This is a genomic window from Psychroserpens damuponensis (genome assembly GCF_000826655.1).
Classification (GTDB): Bacteria; Bacteroidota; Bacteroidia; order Flavobacteriales; family Flavobacteriaceae; genus Psychroserpens; species Psychroserpens damuponensis.
In genome coordinates, this window is the sequence record NZ_JXJO01000095.1 from 1 (window position 1) to 817 (window position 817).

At 29.9% G+C, this 817-nt stretch carries 1 protein-coding gene; it reads right to left on the reverse strand.

The genetic code is table 11. From position 1 onward, the window contains the following. Positions 1-139: 139 nt before the first annotated feature. The gene (locus TD29_RS17705; RefSeq protein ID WP_040282945.1) at positions 140-775 is read right to left on the reverse strand and encodes a hypothetical protein; all 636 of its coding nucleotides are present in this window, start codon (positions 773-775) and stop codon (positions 140-142) included. Positions 776-817 lie beyond the last annotated feature (42 nt).

Genomic DNA, 817 nt, shown 5'->3' on the forward strand with positions numbered 1-817 from the left:
AACGTGTTTGTGTATGGTTAGTTGCGTGGTTAAGCAACTAAATTAGTAAACTTTTACGAACCTGTGAATATTCCGCAGAAATATTCGCAAGTAGAGAAGAAAACAGCAATTAATTATACACGGTGTTACCTGTAGTTTTTTATTTTTTCTTCGAACTCAGTTTTGTAAATAAAAACAAAATTAAAAACGATAATAAAGCATTTAGTATATAATTCAGTATTGGGTTTCCAAATAAAACAGGAATAAACGAAAACGCTTTAGCAAACAACCAAGCAATTCCATAAAACATCGGTGTTATTATCAAAATTATTCCGATAGTTGTTCCAAGTGGTGTGTTTTTGTCAGCCAAACCTACAAATGGCATTATAATCATTGCAAATAGAAAAATCCATCCGGAAGATATAAAATGCCATAAGTAACTTCTTTCATAAATAATCTCTTTTGGGACTTCTGCCATTTCATCAGGTTCAGAGTTGAATTCTATTTCGGATATCATTCGATAAGTTTCATCTTTCCAAGTTGTTCTCGATATCAAATTTTTCCGCAATTTTTTTAATTCCGCAATTTCTTGTTTACTAAGAGTAGTGTCATTTACAATCTTATTAATACCTTGTATATGTTCAATTCTTTTTTCGGTATTGTAATAGTAAGAAAAGCTTAGAGTATTGTCAATTACAATTAACAGCATAATTCCGCCAATTATCAAAATTGCTTTTTTTGATAACCTTTGTGATTTATCTGTGAAAAAATTAAAAACAGAGTTAAGTAGTTCCAATTATAGTTCGGTTTTTAAATTACAGCTAACGGTCTTGTGTAT